The sequence below is a fragment of the Emticicia sp. genome, from assembly GCF_043780375.1.
In the GTDB taxonomy this organism is placed as follows: domain Bacteria; phylum Bacteroidota; class Bacteroidia; order Cytophagales; family Spirosomataceae; genus Emticicia.
The window spans coordinates 1-5,176 of sequence record NZ_JAYWCU010000125.1; the positions used below are offsets into that span (position 1 = coordinate 1).

2 protein-coding genes are annotated in these 5,176 nt (G+C 32.5%); one reads left to right on the forward strand and one right to left on the reverse strand.

Features of this window, described 5'->3' with window-relative positions; all coding sequences use genetic code 11:
* The first annotated feature begins 242 nt into the window (after positions 1-242).
* On the forward strand, positions 243-3,080 hold the full coding sequence (locus tag ACH2CJ_RS10045; protein ID WP_394992561.1) for a PAS domain S-box protein: 2,838 nt from the start codon (positions 243-245) through the stop codon (positions 3,078-3,080).
* A gap of 135 nt (positions 3,081-3,215) precedes the next feature.
* On the opposite strand, the gene ACH2CJ_RS10050 is transcribed toward ACH2CJ_RS10045, so the two are convergent.
* The gene (locus ACH2CJ_RS10050) at positions 3,216-4,793 is read right to left on the reverse strand and encodes a response regulator (protein WP_394992563.1); all 1,578 of its coding nucleotides are present in this window, start codon (positions 4,791-4,793) and stop codon (positions 3,216-3,218) included.
* Positions 4,794-5,176 lie beyond the last annotated feature (383 nt).

Genomic DNA, 5,176 nt, shown 5'->3' on the forward strand with positions numbered 1-5,176 from the left:
TCGTTTTGGCGTATTTTTAAGTATTGCATATCGCTTTTTTTTGCAAAGGTCGCACAAACGCACGTTAATATAATAATTTAGTGTTCAAAATGTCTATTAATATTCAACCAGAAAGATATCTGACTTAGATTATGACCTTATTGAGGTTTGTTTTTTGCATTTTTGGGGAAATGTAATTACTATTAATGAAATTGTTACAAACGATGGAAGGTCTGTAAAATTTGTTATTATACGACAATAATATGGAAGAAATTGCACATCTAAAACACCAAATAGAACAGGAGCAAAAAGCCCGTAAACAAGCCGAGCAAATCTTGGAATCAAAGTCTTTGGAGCTATACGAAGCTAATAAACAGCTTAGACAACTGAATGAAAATCTTGAAAATCAGATAAAAAGAGATGTTTTAGAGCTTCAAAAGACTGAAAAACGCTACCAAGAGCTAATAGAATCAGTACATGATATTATTTATAAAACTTCACCTGAAGGTTTTTTTACCTACGTAAATCCATTTGTTGAGCAACTTTTGGGCTTCACCGAAAATGAAATTATTGGGCTGCATTACTTCGAACTCGTATTGCCAGAATACCATAAAGATTTAGTGAATTTTTATCAAAAAATGGTACTACAAAAGCAAGAAAGTGCTTATTTGGAGTTTCCTATTGCAACTAAAAGTAAAAAAATAGTTTGGATAGGTCAAACCGTTCGTTTGATTGAAACTGACAATAAAATAACAGAACTTGTGGCAGTAGCTCGGGATATAACTGACCGAAAAAAGGCTGAAGAAATGCTCGGAACTACCCAAACCCTCCTTTCGACACTTATTACAAATATGCACAAAGGAGTGTTAGTTGAAGATGAAAATGGAAAGGTTATTCTGGTAAATCAATTGTTTTGTGAAATTTTTAATATTACAGTTCCGCCCGAGTCTTTGGTTGGTATGGATTGCTCGCAATTTGCCGAGCAATCGAAGTTTTTCTTTACTAATCCTGAGCAGTTTTTACAAAAAATAAACGAAATATTAGTTCGTCAAGAAATTTGCGTAAAAGAAAACCTTAGCATGATTGATGGACGTATTTTACAACGAGACTATATTCCTATTTTCTTAGAGGGGCATTATCGAGGACATCTCTGGGAGTACAATGATATAACTGAGCAACATCGCTCACACGAACTTATCCGTAAAAGCGAAGAGAAGTATCGTGGTATTATGAATAATATGGAGTTAGGTTTGATAGAAGTTGACAATAAACAGACTATTATTCGAGCTTATGACAGTTTTTGTAAAATGATAGGATATAGTCAAGAAGAATTGATTGGTCAAGTAGCCTCAGAATTATTTTTACCAAAAGAATTTATCGAAGTACTTAATACTCAGCAACAACTAAGAAGTAAAGGACTTGCTTCATCGTATGAATTACAATTGATTAGAAAAGATGGAAGCCGATGTTGGGTAATAGTTAGTGGAGCTCCAATTATAAATGAAAATGGGGAAGTTGTTGGTTCACTTGGTATTCACTATGATATAACCAATAGAAAACTCCTTGAACAAGAACTTGAGCAAGCAAACCAAATTGCCGAAGATGCTCTACAGGTCGAAAAACAATTTTTGGCAAACATGAGTCACGAAATTCGTACGCCTCTCAACGCTATCATTGGAATGACACATTTATTGTTTGATACTCGCCCAAACAAACAACAATACGGATATTTAGATATTCTTAAAACATCGGCTGACTTTTTGCTAAGTCTAATATCTGACTTGCTGGATATGGCAAAAATTGAAGCTGGTCGTATAGAATTACATAAACATCCTTTTGATTTAGTGGGTTTACTGCGGACAATTCAACGGGTATTTCAAATAAAACTTGAAGGTCGCCCAATTGAGCTAAATTTGATGATTGATACCCAAATTTCAGGAAATTATATTGGTGATGATCTTAAATTGAATCAAATTTTATTAAATATTCTCGGGAATTCTGAAAAATTCACCGAATATGGCTCAATAGATATTGTGGTTAAGCAAAAAAAGCTAAAAGGAGAAATTACCTGGATTGAATTTAAAATCACCGATACTGGAAGCGGAATTCCAAAAGAAAAATTAGAGTTTATTTTTCAAAAATTTAAACAAATCAATGCTCATGAACACAAACACAAAGGCACAGGCTTAGGTTTAACTATTTCGAAGCAATTGGTTGAATTTCAAGGTGGTACTATTAATGTAAAAAGCCATGAAGGCACAACCTTATCATTTGTGATTCCATTTCAAAAATCGGCTACCGAAGTTGTCCCAAATAATAATGAGATACGGCTTGCACCAAGCAATGTAAAGGGATGTTGGATATTAGTAGCCGAGGATAATATTATGAACCAAAAATATATAAGTGGATTACTTAACAAATGGAATATCAATTTTACTATTGCATCAGATGGGAGCAAGGCTGTTGAGCAAGCCCAAAAACAAAAGTATGATATTATCTTGATGGATATTCAGATGCCAAATATGGATGGTTTTGAAGCAACTACTAAGATTCGGAATACAAATAACCCTAACCAAAAAACACCTATTATTGCTCTTACTGCATCGGCAATGATAGACCAAAAAAATAAAGCACTCGTTGTTGGTATGGACCATTTTATAACGAAACCTTTCGCACCAAATAACTTATTAAATATTATTCAAAACTATATTAATATTTCTAAATTAACCCTCAAAAATCCTCCTAAATATAATTTAACGCTTGATCAAAATCGTTTAGTCGAGCTTTACGGCGACGATAAGGCTTATGCGGCTGATATTTTTCAAACATTCTTGGATGATATTTTGCCCGACTTTTCTGTAATCGACCAAATGATAGAACAAAGTGATTGGGCAGCTCTTAGCAATCATGCACACAAGATAAAACCGACACTTGGCATGGTTGGTCTGAGTGAATTAGAGACCCAGATGCAAGAAATTGAAGAAAGAGCAAAAGATAACATTAATACAGATACATTGAAATTGCTGTGGAATGATCTGCAAATAAAACTCGAACAATTTATCCCAATTTTAAAAGAAGAACTAACTAAATTTAAGAGCTAATTCTATTTTATTAATAATCAGTTGTTTTATTTAGAAACATACTACAAATGAGGTATGAAATAAATCATTTGTAGTATGTGCTTTATAACTATCATCTGTCAAAAATACTTTAATATTACCACCAAGGGACACAATTTATACGTAAACAAAGTCATTTTTCTCGTATTTCAACTCTGAATTCTTGCTCGGAGTTCTAAAACTATATTTAGCTATTTTTTGGAATAATTCTTTAGGATTAAAGGGTTTTGTTATATAGTCATTCATACCTGCAGAGAATGCTCGGTCTTGATTAGTGAAAGTTGCAGAGCCTGTTAGGGCAATAATTGGTACATCGGCATCTTTTTCTCTAATTTTTTCGGCAGCAGTATAACCATCCATTATCGGCATCTGAATGTCCATTAACACCACATCATATTTTCCTTTTTCAAACTTTTTTGTTGCCAAAAGTCCATTCTCAGCTACATCTATTTCAATTTGCCATTTTTCTAAAAACTTACTGGCAACTTTTATATTAATTGGGTAATCTTCAACCAAAAGTACTCTCACACCTTTTAGTGTATTTCCAAATGATAAATCACTCCATCTTTCTAAAGCCTTATTTTTTACTTCTGAGCCAATTTCCAATTCTATTGTAAAATAAAACTTAGAGCCTTTTCCTGGTTCACTTTCGAGATGAATTTCGCTTCCATGAAGTTCTAAGAGTTTTTTAGTAATCACCAGTCCTAAACCTGACCCACCAAATTGTCGAGTAGTTTCCACGTTTGCTTGGGTAAATTTATCAAAAATCATGTCTTGTTTATCCAAAGAGATACCGATACCCGTATCAATCACCGAAATATCCAATATTACTCGATTCTCAATTTTTCTTTGACAAGAAAGCTCAACACTTATACTACCATTTCTGGTAAATTTTACAGCATTTGATACCAAATTAGAAATGATTTGTCCCAGTCGAAGTGAATCTCCAAGTACAATATTAGGTACATCATCATCAATCATCAACCTGATTTTGTTGCCTTTTTCTTCTGCCTTTACTTGATTTGCTTTCTTAATATTGGATATAAGTTGTTTAAAATCAAAATATATTTTTTCTAACTCTACTTTTCCAGCTTCAATTTTACTAAAATCTAATACATCATTAATTAATACGTGCAGGTTATCTGTCGAAAATTGTAAGATTTTGAGATTTTCAGCCATCGTATCGCTTATATCTTCTTGTTGCATGAGGTAAGTTAGCCCAATTATTGCATTTAAGGGTGTACGAATTTCATGGCTCATCATCGAAAGAAACTCTGATTTTGCTTGAGTGGCATACTCAGCCGCTTCTTTAGATTTACGTAATTCTATCTCTATTTGTTTTCGATTTTCAATATGTATTTTTAAAAAATCAACTAATCCAAGCAAGTTATTTGAGTCTAATATCTTAGGTTCAAAACCTTCTTTTACTTCGAGCGAACGAATGGCATCAATCAATTTTTCAACTGAAAGTCTTCTTTGCTTTATCTCTTCTTTGAGTTTATTATTTATTTTGGCATACTCCTTTTCATTAAGTTGAGAAGACTTTTCAAACAACTTTTTATCTCTTTCGAAATTAAAATAGGATTCATTTATGACTTTTATGAAATTTTGAAAACATTCATGTACCAAGCAATCTTTGGTGAGTTGCTCTGCAATTTGCTCAGTCAGCAAATGATGATTTTTAGTGGCAGTCATAACGAAATTAATTTTGAGATTGAAGTAGTATGTCATCATTTAACATGCCTTGATAAGACAAATTGTAGAATCAAATCAATCCTACAAAACCTAAGAGTAATACATTTTCAACTCATTAGATTGTATGATAAATACTCCTCAAATGTATTCTTTTCTCTATGCAATTTATAAGCCATGAACTACCATTAGGTACTTATTAAACCAAAAAGCCAAATATTCGCCTATTTATATGAAGGGTTTTAGAACTTTATTTTTAAAACCCTATGTTTTAATTAAAAAACAGTAATAAGAGATTGTTTTGGAATTATAGAAATTAGCTAAAAATTGAGAATCGGCGTATCTTGTTATCGACCAAAACAACAAGATATTGCAGACAAGTTTTT